The organism is Mobiluncus mulieris ATCC 35243, from assembly GCF_000160615.1.
Classification (GTDB): Bacteria; Actinomycetota; Actinomycetes; order Actinomycetales; family Actinomycetaceae; genus Mobiluncus; species Mobiluncus mulieris.
Genome location: NZ_GG668518.1, coordinates 162828 through 177120, shown reverse-complemented (window position 1 = coordinate 177120; position 14293 = coordinate 162828). Strand labels below are relative to the sequence as shown.

Below are 14293 nucleotides of genomic sequence, written 5' to 3'. Positions count from 1 at the left end.
GTAGAAGGCGAGGGAATTATAGGCTTATCCTTGAGCCCTGTTTGCCGCTCGCCAGAGCCTGAGGATACAGGCATCCAGCTACACAGTTTACCTCACCATTGTTAATTATCAATGTTGCGATTCCGAAATTCAGCTTTTTGCTGAAATTTTCCAGTTGCGGATAACTCGGAAACGCTCCTAACCCCCGCCCAACAAGGCTTTTAGGCTAGGACAACGGGCTCTCATGAGCTCACCCTAAGGTCAACCTCCGAGGTTTTACCCCCAAGGTTTCCCTCGAGGCTCCCGTCCTCGCTTACAACCTTTATATGTAAGGGAAGCCCCCAGTCTTACAGCCGATTATATGTGATATAAATCACAATCGCATTTCATGGTTTCATGGGGTACCACAAGGTTTCCCCAGCCACTGCCCCAATTATTACAGACCAGGCGACAGAAACGGCACGAGCGGATTTTTCGGATGGCACCTCATGAACAGAAAACCCCACAGCTACCAACCAAGACAACCACCACGATCCCCCAACAAAACACCAGCCGCAACTGCCCCTCAAAAGCCACGCCGACCCATACTCATCACCCCGTCAACAACCCACAAAGTCCTAAAACAGCATCTACAAACTCTATACCTATTGATATTAGACGATTAAGTATGTAACAATACCTAACATGAACAAAGAATACTACAGAGGCATATTTTCCACGGCAATGCTGCGAGAACGTCAAATCTCTCGGCGGCGACAAGAAAAGCTGGTGTCAGAAGGAAAACTACGCCAGATTAGACACGGGTGGTACGCCACGAACGATGCCCATCAAGACGCCATACGAGCCATAAAGCACGGCGGGCAAGTCGGATGCATCTCGGGATGTAAAGTGCACGGACTGTGGATTCCCCCGAAGTACCAAAAGGGACTGCACATTTGCCTCCCGGAACATACTGCGGTCGATTCCAGCCTGGCTAAACGAGGCATAACGGCGCATCGCGGAGGTAACCGAGAAATCAGCGCTATTCGATCCGTTGAAGACTGCCTCGTAGATGTAATGACACATCATGACCCAGAAACCGCGTTGATAGTTTTAGAATCGGCCGTGAATAATAGGTTCATTACCTTCAGTGACGGCGAAGCGCTGATTGCTGGACTGACTGCACGGAAACGAAAACCGCTGCGGTTTTTTGAACGCGGAGCTCAATCGGGTAGCGAAACCCGTGTCAGGTTGTTTTTCAGGCGACGAAATATAAAGGTCAAACCCCAAGAGCCCCTGAGAAACATCGGCTGGGTTGACTTGTTAGTGGGGAAATCATTAATTGTGGAATGCGACGGTCGCGCCTACCATTCCAGTGAATCCGCTACTCACAACGATCGGGTTAGAGACGAGTATGCCGACCTGCAGGGATATTCTGTAATCCGGCTAAGCTATGGGCAAATCTGGGACGAATGGGAGCAAACCCAGGAATATTTGGAGAAGAAAATCAAGACCCACAGATACAGATATTTGCCGCAGCCCATTTAAACCCAATATCTCAAACCTGGCTACCGGAAACCCCGGCAGAAATCCGGGGTTATTTGTGGTGGAGGCTCGATTATATTGAGCCTCCACCACATTTTCACCGGAATTTCTGCCACGGGTACTTAAAAAACTGGCTGTGGTGATTCGCGAACCACCACAGCCAGCAGGAACCCCAGAACTAGCGCGGCCGGTTCGGGTTACCAGCAGACGGACGCAAAATCAGCACCCCCAGCGGCGGAATCCGCAAGGATGCCGACGCCGGCCGCCCATTCCACGGGATATCCTCGGCCAGAACCTTGCCCATGTTCCCCACCCCGGAACCGCCGTAAATCTCGGCATCCGAGTTCAAAACCTCGTCCCACTCGCCCGCAAAAGGCAAGCCGACCCGGAACGGATCGTGAGGGTTGCCACTAAAGTTCGCCACCACAGCCAGCAAACCGCATGAATCGCTGGCCGCAACCGACACTCCCCCTGGGTTCACCGCCGGGTCACCAACGCCAGGATTCCCGGATGGCACCTCATGACAGCCACAACCATCCCCGCACCCAGCGGAAACCACCGGCAACGCACCCGAGGGCGCGCCACCAAAACCATCCGCCAACACGCCCGGCACGAAACCAGACTGATCCGGGTCAGCCTTACGGATATAAGTCAACAGGTTGTGATCCCCATCCGAGGCATCAATCCACTCAAACCCGCGATAATCATCACACCACAAAGCCGGATCCGAAGCATACAAACGGTTCAAATCTGTCACCAACCGGCGAATCCCCTGGTGTTGCGGGGAATCCAGATGCCACCAATCCAGGGAAGCCCCCGAATTCCACTCGCCACCCTGGCCGAACTCGGTACCCATGAAAATCAACTGTTTGCCCGGATGCGTCCACTGGTATCCCAGCAGCAATCGCAAACCCGCGAGCTGACGCCAATAATCGCCCGGCATCTTGGACAGAATCGAGCCCTTGCCGTGCACTACCTCGTCGTGAGACAGCGGCAACATAAAGTTTTCGGAAAACGCGTAAACCAGGCTGAACGTCAGTTCATTGTGGTGCCACTTGCGGTTGACCGGATCCTCGGCGAAATAACGCAGCGTGTCATTCATCCAGCCCATATTCCACTTGAACCCAAAACCAAGCCCACCGCCGCTGGTCGGCGCGGTCACACCGGGCCAAGCCGTGGATTCCTCGGCAATCATGGTGGTGCCCGGGCACACCCGGTAGCACGCCGCGCAAACCTCTTGGAGCAAAGCAATGGCCTCGAGGTTTTCCCGCCCGCCATAGACATTGGGATGCCACTGGCCTTCCTTACGGGAATAATCCAGGTACAGCATGGACGCCACCGCATCCACCCGCAACCCGTCGATGTGGAACTCTTGCATCCAATACAACGCATTGGCCACCAAGAAGTTCTTGACTTCGCGCCGCCCAAAATTGAACACCAAAGTGCCCCAATCCGGGTGCTGGCCACGCTGCGGGTCGGGATCCTCGTAGAGCGCCGTGCCGTCAAAACCGGCCAGCGCCCAGTCGTCCTTGGGGAAGTGCGCCGGCACCCAATCCAGAATCACCCCGATACCCGCCTGGTGCAACTGATCCACCAAATACCGGAAATCATCGGGCGTACCGTAGCGCGCCGTCGGGGCATAGTAAGACGTACACTGATATCCCCAAGACGGCCCGTAAGGATGCTCGGCCACCGGCATGAACTCCACGTGAGTGAAACCCATTTCCTTAACATAGGGCACCAGGTGTTGCGCCAAATCCCGATAGCCATAGCCCTCGCGCCACGACCCGACGTGAACCTCGTAAACCGACAGCGGCTGGGTGTGAATCGGGTGCGACTCGGCATTCGCCGCGCGCCGCTCCATCCACGCCGCGTCGTTCCACTCGTGGAATTTATCGGTCACCACCGAGGCCGTAGCCGGAGGAATCTCGGTCGCGCGCGCCATCGGGTCGGCCTTTTGATGCCACCCGCCGTCGGGGCCTTTAATCTCGTATTTATAACGAGCCCCGACCCCCACATCCGGGATGAAAAGCTCCCATACCCCGGAGGCGCCTAATGAACGCATCGCCGAAGCAGAACCGTCCCAGAAGTTGAAGTCACCCACGACTCGCACCGCCTGGGCGTTCGGCGCCCACACCGCGAAAGCCGTGCCGTCAACCGCACCCATCGGCCCGTCATAGTGCCGCAGGTGCGACCCCAACACGTCCCACAGGCGCTCGTGGCGGCCTTCACTAATCAAATAGGTGTCCATCTCGCCCAGGGTCGGCAAGAAACGATACGGGTCGTCGGCGAGGACTTCATTGTCGCCATACCGCACCCGCACTCGGTAATCGCCGACCTCGGAGCCGGGGATTACCGCGACCCACACCCCATCTTGTTCGTGCTCGGCGGGGAAATCGCCGTGCTCGGTCACAATCGTGACGCTATCCGCCATGTGTCGCACAGTGCGGACAGTTACATCCGAGCCGTCGGAATGCGGCCCCAGAATGGAATGTGGAGAATAATAATTCGCGTAGGCGACCTGATTTAGCAGGTCGGAGGAAACAGGTATCTTTGCCATGTTTATAGTGTGACATAAGTCGCGCCGGTTTAGGGCAAAGTTGAAAAAGAAAAAACGTGGGCGGGGCATTTCGCTGGATTTAGGGACACGAAGTTGTCCAAGGCCCAGGTGAAGGTATACGGCGAGGTTTGCCCGTGCGACGCGGCATCGGGGGCGGCATCGGGGGCGGTTAGTCCCCGGGACAGTTCGTCGGTGACACGGAAAACCTTTTGGCCACGGTTTTCCGCCCGCCAGGCGGCGCCGAATTCATGAGGTGCCAGTCCCAACGACGGCAAATCCAAGTAAATCCACCCCTCCTGGGTATGGTGGGGGTCGAGGTTCAACACCACCAACACCGTGTCATCGCGCCCCGTCGGGGAATGCCGCGCATCCAAGTGCTTGGAAAACACCAGGATATTCTCGTTGTCACAACCATGGAATTTGATGTTTCGCAACTGGAGCAAAGCCGGATGTGCCCGACGGATACCATTTAACACCCGGTTCAAAGACGCGATTCCATACTGGTCGCGCGCCTCCCAGTTATACAGTTTGATTTCATACTTCGGATTGTCGATGGCTTCCTCGACCCCGGGACGCGGCACGTTTTCACAAAATTCGTAACTGCCCCCCAAAATTCCCCAAGTCGGTGCGCTGAGCGCCGCCAATACCGCCCGCGCCTTGAAAGCCGCCGGACCGGCCGTCATGTACTCGGTCAAAATATCGGGGGTCATCGGAAAGAACGCCGGACGCAACACATGCGCCGTCTCGTAGGCCAGTTCCTCGAGGTACTCGGTTATTTCCTGTTTCCCGTTGCGCCACGTGAAATAGGTATAAGACAAGTGGAAACCAGCCTTGGCCAAGCCACGCATCATCGCGGGTTTCGTAAAGGCTTCCGCCAGCATCACGACCTCCGGGTGTGTGGCTTGCAGGTCGGCCGCCAAGCGCTGCCAAAACCGCACGGGTTTAGTGTGCGGGTTATCCATACGGAAAATCGTCACCCCATGGTCTATCCAAAACTCGATAACCCCGCGAATCGCGCGATAAAGCCCCTCGGGGTCGTTATCGAAATTCAGGGGATAAATATCTTGGTATTTCTTCGGCGGATTCTCGGCGTATGCTATAGTACCATCGGCGCGAACCTTGAACCACTCCGGATGTTCCTTGACCCACGGGTGATCCGGGGAACACTGCAAGGCGAAATCCAGGGCAACCTCGAGTCCCAAGCCCCGCGCCTTTGCCACGAAAGCATCGAAATCAGACAAAGTGCCCAGTTCCGGGGCTATCGCCTCATGACCGCCGAACTCGTTACCGATAGCCCACGGCGACCCGGGGTCATCGGGCGCCGAATGAAGCGTCGCGTTCTTGCCCTTACGAAACGCCCGCCCAATCGGGTGAATCGGCGTCAAATACAGCACATCGTAACCATCCGCCGCCACGTCAGGCAGGATTTCCGCAGCCGTCCGCAACGTGCCCGAGACAATTTTGCCATCCGCGTCGCGACGCGACCCAATCGAACGCGGGAAAATCTCGTACCAGGCACCCGCGAGCGTTCGTTCCCGGTCGACACGCAACGGAAACAGCCGGGTACGAGTCGCCAAATCCCGCAGTGGAGTTTCCCGGAAAATCGCCGCCACCAGGTCAGATGTCGCGGCTGTCAAGCGAATCTCGGGGGCATGTCGGGCTTCGCGCAAACCCGCAATTGCACCTTGGAGGATTGCCTTATCCGCGTCAGCCAACGGCGGCTGGGCGGCGGCCGTGGAACCCACCGGGCGGGGCGCCTCGCCCGCTATAGCGCGTTCCAACAGGCGGGCGCCTTCTTCTAGCATCAACTCCACGTCAATCCCGGCCGCAATCTTGACCTTCGCGTCGTGAGCCCAGGTCAGATACGGATCCACCCAGGATTCCACCGCAAAAGCATAGCGTCCCCCAGTTTTTGCCTGGAGTTCAGCCTGGAAATGGTTCAAACCTTGCCCGATTTCATGCATTCGTGCCCGGTCGACTACCTCCCAGGCTGCGGGGTCGTCGACGTGCGGTAACGGTTCATAGATGTCATATCCAGCTTCGCCCCGGTCAGCCGGGGCGACGGGACGCAGCAGCACAGCATCGGCTCCGAACTGGGCGTGTCCTTCGACGAAAACCGTGGCGGTAACGGGGAAAACCTCGCCAATCGCGGCTTTGGCGGGAAAGCGGGTTTCCTCGACCACCGGCGCAACCTCGGTTACTGACACGCGCGGTATTTCGGCCGAAGCCGGGAGGGTGTAGTTCGGCGGAATCGTGGTTTTGGCGCGGCGCGACCGGCGCGAGGGCGCAGTGGCCGGGGCGGATTTCCCGGAACCCGGGGTAGTCTTCCCACCCGAGGCGGGCACGGCGGCCGAGGTAGGTTCAGCGGATGTCTCGAGCACAGATTTCGAGGTTCCCGACACAGTTTTAGTGGACGCGGCAACAGATTTGGCGGACGCGGCGGATTTCCCGGAACCCGAGGTAGCCTTCCCACCCGAGGCGGTCTTCCCACCCGAGGTAGCTGGGGCGGACGCGGCGGCCGAGGTAGGTTCAGCGGATGTCTCGAGCACAGATTTCGAGGTCCCCGACACAGTTTTAGCGGACGCGGCAACAGATTTGGCGGCCGGGGTGGCCTTCCCAGAACCCGAGGCGGCCTTCCCAGAACCCGAGGTAGCCTTCCCGCCCGAGGCGGGCATGGCGGCCGGGGCGGACGCGGTAGTCTTCCCGGAACCCGGGGTAGTCTTCCCACCCGAGGTAGCCATTTTGCTGGTTTTCGCCGATTTCTTTGCGGTAGTCATAGATGCATCCTAAATTATTCCCCCCAGCTTTTCTTGGTCAATGGCAGAAATTCACGAAAATTTGGGGGTGAGGCTCAATATATTTGAGCCTCACCCCAATTTTTTCATGAATTTCTGCCACCTCCCCCTGACACACTGGGGAATATCGACGGGAAAATCGGGTTTTGGCGACTCCGGGAAAAGTCGCCAAAACCCTATAAATACTTGGGAAATAGCGCGGAATTTCAAATGACACCCTTTAAAACCGACCCCAAAAAACGTGAAAAAATCCGAAACAACGACACAAGCCACGCTGAAACCCGTAGGATAGGAGGGTGAAAGCAATACGAAGATTTACTGTACGTTCTGTTCTTCCCGAAAACCTACGGCCTTTGGCGGCCTTGTCGCAAAATCTGCGCTGGTCGTGGCATCGGCAAACGCGCGACTTTTTCGCGTCCCTCGACCCCAAAGTCTGGGATGAAGTCGGACACGACCCGGTCGCGTTGCTAGGTTCCATCCCAACCGAGAAACTGGCGGAACTCTCTGCCAACCCCGACGTTGTACGTCAGGCCGCAGATTTGGAACGGGAACTCAACGATTATCTGACCAAGCCCCTGTGGTTCCAGTCAGATTTCCACAGCCCCGACAAACCGTCGGCTATCGCTTATTTCTCGGCCGAATTCGGCATCACTGCGGTAATGCCCCAGTATTCCGGGGGGCTTGGGATTCTGGCCGGCGATCATCTGAAGTCGGCCTCCGACTTGGGCGTGCCAATTATCGGCGTCGGACTTTTGTACCAATCCGGTTACTTCCGCCAGTCTCTGACCCGCGAAGGGTGGCAGCGTGAATCGTACCCCGTAATTGACCCGGATAACATGCCGCTGACCTTGCTGCGTAACCACGACGGCACCCCGGCTTATGTCAGCGTGCCTCTGCCCGACCATCGCACCTTGAATGCCCAGATTTGGGTGGCGCATGTGGGACGTGTTCCCTTGCTACTCATGGATTCCGACGTGACAATCAACGATACCGCCACCCGCCAGGTCACCGACCGCTTGTATGGCGGTTCGAGCGAACACCGCGTGGAACAGGAATTCCTGTTGGGCATGGGCGGGGTGAAAGCCCTGCGGTTGTACAGCCAAATCACCGGCGCTCCCACCCCCGAGGTCTACCACTGCAACGAAGGACACGCCGGATTCCTGGCAGTCGAACGGATTCGCGAACTCATGTGCGGCGACGAACGGCTGGACTTTGGCGCGGCTATCGAAGCCGTGCGTTCCGGTACCCTGTTCACCACCCACACCCCCGTACCGGCCGGTATCGACCGTTTCGATCGGGGCTTGGCGCATCGCTATCTGTCCGCCATCGAGATTCCCGGGGTTTCCACCGAACAGCTGCTGGATTTAGGGGCGGAAAACTATCCCGGCGGCGAACCTAATTTATTCAACATGGCCGTATTCGGGCTGCGCATGGCACGCAAAGCCAACGGGGTAGCCAAGCTGCACGGCAAGGTTTCCCGACGGATGTTCCAGCAGTTGTGGCCCGGTTTCGACGTCACCGAAGTGCCGATTACCTCGATTACCAACGGGGTTCACGGGCCGACCTGGACCGACGGACGGCTGGCCGACCTGGCTCGCGAACATCAAAACCCCGGGGAACACGTGAATACCTACCGCTGGGTACGCCCGGCTTCCGAAGGCGGTATCAGCGACGAGGATTTGTGGAAGATGCGCTGTGATCTGCGCCGACAGCTGGTGGAAGATGCCCGGCGGCGGGTGCGCGAATCCTGGCTGGAACGCGGGGCATCCCCGGCGGAACTGGGCTGGTGTGATTCGATTCTCGACCCCAACCGCTTGACCATCGGGTTTGCCCGGCGGGTACCTACCTATAAGCGTCTGACCCTGATGCTGAATGACCCCGACCGTTTGGCGCGGATTTTGACCGACCCGAAGCATCCGGTACAGATTATTGTGGCCGGCAAATCCCACCCGGATGATGAACAGGGCGTTTCCCTGATTCAACAGCTGGTGCATTTCGCGGATCAACACGGAATCCGCGACCACATCGCGTTCTTGCCGAACTACGACATGGACATGGCTCAAACCTTGATGCCGGGGGTGGATGTGTGGTTGAACAACCCGCTGCGCCCCCTAGAGGCCTCTGGGACTTCCGGTATGAAGTGCGCCATCAACGGAGCCTTGAACCTGTCGATTTCCGACGGCTGGTGGGACGAGATGTACGACGGACGTAACGGCTGGGTTATCCCCACTGCCGAAGGCGTCGACGACCCGGTGCGCCGCGACCAGATTGAGGCCGCTGGGCTCTACGATTTGATTGAACAGAGCATCGCCCCGCGCTTCTATGACCGCGACGAAACCGGGATTCCCCGTCACTGGATGGAGATGGTGCGCCACACCATGTCCACCTTGGGGCCTCACGTCCAGGCACAGCGCATGGTCAGCGAGTATGTCGAACAGCTCTATACCCCGGTTGCGGCGGCTTCACGCCGTTTGAACGCCCTGGGTCACGGGGATGCTCGGTCGCTGGCCGATTACAAGGCGCGGGTGCGCTCCGGCTGGAACCAGGTTGCGGTCGGACATGTCGTGTCCAAGGTCGGTGATGTCGCGACTGTCGGAGACAACGTGACCTTCCACGCCGATATCCGCCTGGGTAATCTGCGCCCCGAGGATGTAGAGGTACAGGTTGTTTTCGGTCGAGTCACCCCTGACGACAGTATTTCCAAGTTCGACGTATATGCGATGAACTGCATCGGCGAAGAAAACGGGATGTTCAAATATGAACTGACCCGGGCTTTGACCCAGGCCGGTCCTTACGGATACCAGGTTCGCGTCGTGCCACGCAACGACATGATGGATTGCTACACCGAACTCGGTTTGGCAACCAACGCGGAACGCGCTGCGGACTCTCCCGATTTGCATTACAATTTCGGAAGCTAGAAGCTCTACTTCTCCTTTCTGGCGGTAATCCGTCGACTCCGGTCGGCGGATTACCGTTTTTAGGTGTCTGGGCGGCATCCGGACTAAAGCTTAAGAACTAAAGATTAAAAGCTTAAAAAGTGTGTCTTTATTTTGTCCGAATCGGAAAACGCATCGCCCGGCGCGCCATTGTACCGAATGTTCCAGTTTAGGGTGATACTGGCCTTAGTGGTATTAAAACCGGCAGGAAGGTGCGGAAATGGGTAAACCTAGTCGCGAAGTAGTCGTCAAGGAACTGACCAATATTTTCGAGGAACTCGGCTATACCGGGGCGGGAATGGCGCAAATCAGCGCGGCGACGCAGCTAGGGCGTGGCTCGCTGTACAACTTGTTCCCCGACGGTAAGTCGCAGATGATGCATGAGGTGCTGGCCGCAGTGGAAGCCGAGTTTCACGATGCCGTCATCGCCCCGCTGGAGGCGGGGCATATCGAGGGTATGTTCGAGGGACTGCTGGCGTTCTTTCGGGATGGCGAACGCCCCAGCCTGTGGGGGCAACTGACCTTGGATGAAGGCGGCACGGCTTTTCACGAAGCGATTCGCGATCACTATATGAATTGGCGCGGAGCCTTGACGAAGGCCATGTTGAGTGCCGGGGCGGGGCGCGGTTCAGCGGCATCCCTGTCGGAACGTACCATCAGCGGTGTGGAGGGCGCGCTGCTGTTGGCCGTGTCCTTGGACGACACCGGAGCCTTGGGGCGTGGCCTGCGCACTATGAGTGTCGAAATCTCGATGGTCATCCCCAAGAACCAATCTAAAGCCCAGCCCAAAGCCAAGGCCACGCCTAAGACTAAAACTGCGACTCCCCCCAAGACCGCCCCCAAGACTGCGACTCCCCCCAAGACCGCCCCCAAGACTGCGACTCCCCCCAAGACCGCCCCCAAGACTGCGACTCCCCCCAAGACCGCCCCCAAGACTGCGACTCCCCCCAAGACCAAGACCGCTCCCAAGACCAAGACCGAGGCTTCCACCAAGACCGCGTCCAAAACCAAAACAGCCGCAAATTCTAAACCCCCCAGCCCAGCTAAATCCAAGGCTGCGTCTAAAACCCGGACTGCCTAGAAATCCGTAACCAAACCCGCTGTGAAGTCGGCGGCGAAGCCGTCACTCATGAACACATAAGCCCCTTATTGAGAAACCTCGATAACGAGATAAGCCCGCAACACGCGCCGCAAGCCGACGCAAAACAAACAACAGCTAGTAAAGCAAAGTCGCCAAACGCGAACGCATGGCGGGAACAATCGGATCGTCGCCCAGAATCGCAAAGAACTCCACCATGCGAGCCCGCGCTGCCTCGCGGTCTGCCCCGGTGGTCATCCGCACCACCGCCAACAACCGAGACAGGGCTTCCACCGCATTCCCAGCGTTGAGTTCAGCATCGGCCGCCGCCAGCTGTGCGGGAACATCGGTGGTAGGGGCGGCATTGCCGCGTTCGACGGCGGCGACTCCGGCGGCGGTGCCGTCACTTTCGACGCGCGCACCGAGCCGCGCCCTGGCCAGCAGCGGCGCGACGGCGGTTTCCTCTTCGGGGTTTTCCCGCACGTATTCTTCGTATGCTTTGACGGCGGGCGCGAATTCTCCGGCCGTAACCAGTTTTGCCGCCTCGCGCAGCGCTTCGGGTAGTTCGGGTTCGGGGGTTTCACGAGGTGCTAGCGATTCCGCTGGCGCCTCGTGAACCCGCAGCCGACCGGCAACGCCTTGACTGGCGGCGAGTTCTAGGACTTTATCGAAAGCGGCGCGCACTGTGCTCGCGGGCAGCGCCCCGGTGAAGAGTGGCGCGGGATGCCCGTCTAGCAGCAGGAACACCGCCGGAACACTCTGGACGCGAAAGGCTTGGGCAAGTTCAGCTTGTTCGTCAACATTGACTTTCGCGAGCGCAATCTTCCCCGCATATTCTTGTACCAGCTGTTCCAAAACGGGGCCGAGTTGCCGACAGGGCGCGCACCACGGCGCCCACATGTCAAGCACCACCGGAACCTGTTTAGACAGTTCCACCAACTGCGGGAATTCCGCGATGGTTGCGTCGCGTACCAAGTCCCCGTCCAGCACTGCACCGGCTGACTCGCTAGTTTCGTCGCCCACGCTGGCGCTCGCCTGATTTTTCAACTGATTTTCGCTCATTTTAACTCCTTACCTCCATTGCTAGAGTAATAGAAGTCGGCAGCAAAGGCAACTTAATCCGCTCAATCAGCTGACATTGCGGTCACCGCTTCGGCGGCTCCCAAGGCGCGGATTTTCGCGTCATGGCCGCGTTTTGGAATCTTGAAAAGTACCAGTGCCGTATGGGTTTCATTCAGGGTGCTCGTAGCGGTGTTCTTGCCCACCCAAGCTTGCGCCACCGGATTAAGATTCAAGGGACGCGAGGATTTCATAGTCACGTCATATTGCAACTCGGCCATAATCAGCGCTTCCCCGCTGATGGTTCCCAATCCAACGAACCCCGCCCCGGGTTTGGCATTGACATTGACCTGCAGTCCGTGCGATTTGGATGCCAGCTGTTGGTAAGAGTCGCGGCGATGGTTGTACGCCGCCACAAAGGAATCCGCCCCAAAATCGAACCGGTTTTTGGCGCTGTCCCCCGGATTGTTTAATACCTTAACATAGGCCGCTGCCACTGCTCCGGGGTTCACAACCAGTTCCTTACTTTTGGCGGGCACCGCGGGCGAGCCAACTTCCGGTTTGAAGGTTGCGGGAAATTTGGCTTTCGGGAACAACCGCACGTGCCCCCACAACCCGTAGTTTGCCCGCGCCTGGCTTTGCACGAAGGCAAACATCTGGGGGGCTTCGTTCTGTGCTCCCGCCGAGACCGTAAACAGGTATCTTGGCCACGACCCGGCTTGACTGACGGTCATAATCTGGGGTTTCGCCAGCGGTAACGGTTTAACAGTGGCACCGTTGGCGACGCTCGCTACGCGGTATTCCCCGTTTCGCATCGCCAAGGCAGGGTTGAGGAATCTGGGGGCGAGTTGCTGCCAGTCTTTGGCCGCGTCCCCGGCGGCCGCGACCTGGTTGGCCTCGTTTACCAGCGCGTTTATCCGGGTTTCACTCAGAGCCGGGGGCTGTTTCCCGCCGGTGGGTGAACTGACCAGCTTCGGGGTGTATCCACAGGCTCCCAACGATATCGCCATCGCCACAGCCGCTGTAATCGCCACGGCGTGACGCGAGGAAAAAAACGGGCGAAAACGGGTTTTCATAGCTGTGCCTCCGGTTCGGTGTCGGTCGATTGCGCCCCAGGGTCGTCGCTGTCGGGTTCAACGGCGGTTTGTTTCGCGTGTCTGCGTTCGCGTCGGCTGGGTCTGGGGGGTTCATGAGTCGCGGAGGTGTCATCGGCGGTGTTTTCCGTGGTGTCGCTCGTGTTTTCAGAATCGGCAGCGAGCGAATCGGCGTCGCCATTGTTGGATGGCGCCTCGTGAATCCCGGTTAGTGAATTTAAGTAGCGCAATTTGCGGCGGCGCGGATGCAGTGAGGCTTCCACTTCCCCCACCGCTTCGGCGGCGAGACGGATGGTTTTGTCTTTTTCTTCGGCGGCGGCGCGGCGCGTCTTTGACCGCAACTCCGAGATGAATGACAGCGTGATATACACCAACACGGCCAGCAGCGCGAGCACCCCGACGATGGTCATGAACCAGGCGGGGGCGAGGGAGGGTTCGCGGTGCCACTTGAGTTGCAGGGTCGGACCGACGGTTTTCGCCGCCGTTTTCGAATCGGTTTTGCCGGTTTTGGAGGCTCCCTTGGTATCTTTGCCCCCCTTGGCATCCTTGGCACCTTTGGCGCCCTTGCCATCCTTGGCATCTTTGCCATCCTTGGCACCTTTGCCACTCTTGGCATCCTTGGCTCCCTTGCCATCTTTACCGCCCTGACCGGTGGCTTTAGCCGCATCTGCCGCTGTTTTGTCCCCGGTGGCGACCGGGTTGCCCACGAAGGCTACCGCGCTCCACCGTGAATCCGACAGAGTCCATTTCAGGCTGACCGTGCCTTTCCCGGTGGCGCTTTGCGACCAAATGTCTAGTTTCCGCAGGTCAGCCGCGTCGGCTTGGGTGGGTTGGGCGGGTTTTTGTTCGGTTTCATGAGGTGCTGGCTTGGCGGGCGACTTCGTTTGTTCGCTAATGGCTGAATTGGCCTTTTTTCCGGAAACATGACGAGTCACGAAACTGTCTTTGCCGGAAAAATCGGCCAGCACCTCATGATCAGTAACGGCGGCGAAAGCTTGAACATCCGAGGTCAAAGCAATCCCCAGAAAAACCTCGGTGTCACGCGGGGCTCGCGCCGTAATCGTCACCGATTCAGCGGTCGATTCCAGAACATTCTTGCCGGTCAGCACTACTTGCGAACGGGTCGGAGGGGAGGTTACGGTCACAAAATCACTGGGACGCATCCAGGTCAGTCCCCCCACCCCCAGCACGAAAATCACCAGTGGCACCAGCACTAAAATCACGCCAGCGAAGTGTTTCGCGCGAAAAGTTGACAGCATAGGACTCCT

At 58.3% G+C, this 14293-nt stretch carries 9 protein-coding genes; 4 read left to right on the top strand and 5 right to left on the bottom strand.

Going from position 1 to position 14293, the window contains the following annotated elements; genetic code table 11:
* Positions 1-663 precede the first annotated feature (663 nt).
* Complete coding sequence (locus tag HMPREF0577_RS00700; protein WP_004011713.1) at positions 664-1506, top strand: type IV toxin-antitoxin system AbiEi family antitoxin domain-containing protein; 843 nt, start codon at positions 664-666, stop codon at positions 1504-1506.
* 175 nt (positions 1507-1681) lie between these two features.
* On the opposite strand, the gene glgB is transcribed toward HMPREF0577_RS00700, so the two are convergent.
* Positions 1682-4063, bottom strand: a complete 2382-nt coding sequence (glgB, locus tag HMPREF0577_RS00695) for a 1,4-alpha-glucan branching protein GlgB (protein WP_036342351.1) — start codon at positions 4061-4063, stop codon at positions 1682-1684.
* 29 nt (positions 4064-4092) lie between these two features.
* Positions 4093-6270, bottom strand: a complete 2178-nt coding sequence (locus HMPREF0577_RS00690) for an alpha-1,4-glucan--maltose-1-phosphate maltosyltransferase (RefSeq protein ID WP_004011710.1) — start codon at positions 6268-6270, stop codon at positions 4093-4095.
* A 46-nt stretch (positions 6271-6316) separates the two neighbouring features.
* Here HMPREF0577_RS00690 and HMPREF0577_RS00685 point away from each other — a divergent pair, with 46 nt between their 5' ends.
* From HMPREF0577_RS00685 to HMPREF0577_RS00670, 3 genes are all read left to right on the top strand, one after another.
* Positions 6317-6853, top strand: a complete 537-nt coding sequence (locus HMPREF0577_RS00685; RefSeq protein ID WP_036342101.1) for a hypothetical protein — start codon at positions 6317-6319, stop codon at positions 6851-6853.
* A gap of 301 nt (positions 6854-7154) precedes the next feature.
* Complete coding sequence (gene glgP, locus HMPREF0577_RS00675; RefSeq protein WP_050756871.1) at positions 7155-9776, top strand: alpha-glucan family phosphorylase; 2622 nt, start codon at positions 7155-7157, stop codon at positions 9774-9776.
* A 238-nt stretch (positions 9777-10014) separates the two neighbouring features.
* Entirely contained in the window at positions 10015-10875 is an 861-nt protein-coding gene (locus HMPREF0577_RS00670; RefSeq protein WP_004011707.1) for a TetR/AcrR family transcriptional regulator, read from the top strand.
* 135 nt (positions 10876-11010) lie between these two features.
* Here the strand turns inward: HMPREF0577_RS00670 and HMPREF0577_RS00665 are convergent, their stop codons facing one another.
* From HMPREF0577_RS00665 to HMPREF0577_RS10530, 3 genes are all read right to left on the bottom strand, one after another.
* Complete coding sequence (locus HMPREF0577_RS00665; RefSeq protein WP_004011706.1) at positions 11011-11934, bottom strand: tetratricopeptide repeat protein; 924 nt, start codon at positions 11932-11934, stop codon at positions 11011-11013.
* A 62-nt stretch (positions 11935-11996) separates the two neighbouring features.
* Complete coding sequence (locus tag HMPREF0577_RS00660) at positions 11997-13007, bottom strand: hypothetical protein (RefSeq protein WP_004011705.1); 1011 nt, start codon at positions 13005-13007, stop codon at positions 11997-11999.
* Positions 13004-14284, bottom strand: coding sequence for a hypothetical protein (locus HMPREF0577_RS10530; protein WP_004011704.1), 1281 nt, complete (start codon positions 14282-14284; stop codon positions 13004-13006). The genes HMPREF0577_RS00660 and HMPREF0577_RS10530 overlap by 4 nt, the downstream gene beginning before the upstream one ends.
* Positions 14285-14293 lie beyond the last annotated feature (9 nt).